This is a genomic window from Methanoculleus sp. UBA291, from assembly GCF_002499755.1.
Lineage (GTDB): Archaea > Halobacteriota > Methanomicrobia > Methanomicrobiales > Methanoculleaceae > Methanoculleus > Methanoculleus palmolei.
In genome coordinates, this window is sequence record NZ_DANC01000017.1 from 28,421 (window position 1) to 28,878 (window position 458).

A 458-nucleotide genomic window follows, 5' to 3' on the forward strand; every position below is an offset into this window, starting at 1 on the left:
CGCTGAAGAGCTCCCCGCTGAAGGGCTGCCCGTGGCGATGATCCTCATCGGCATCGTTGCCGTCGTCCTCATCGCAGGCGTCGGATACTTCTTCATCAGGAAGAAGTAACACCCTACTCTTTTTCTACGGGCCGTCATATCGTCCTTCACTAAAAAAAATAGGTTCGATTTTTTTCGTAGTCAACCATCGTTTTATCTCTCATTCCGGCCCATATTTCCGCGTAGAGCGTTGAATGTGAGTGAACAGCGCCTGCGGCAGGCGTGCCGATCCCAAAGGATCATGCCGCGCGAAGGCCGGCACGCGTGCGTTCGCCGATTTCCGGTGGAAATTCCGGTCCTTCATGAGGGACAGCGGATTCATATCGGTCGAAATCGTGCCGAACCCCTTGACATGTAGAGGTTTGTCACAGAAAACGTTAATAAGTGGATGTCAAAGTCTGCAGTATAGCGCCGCACCA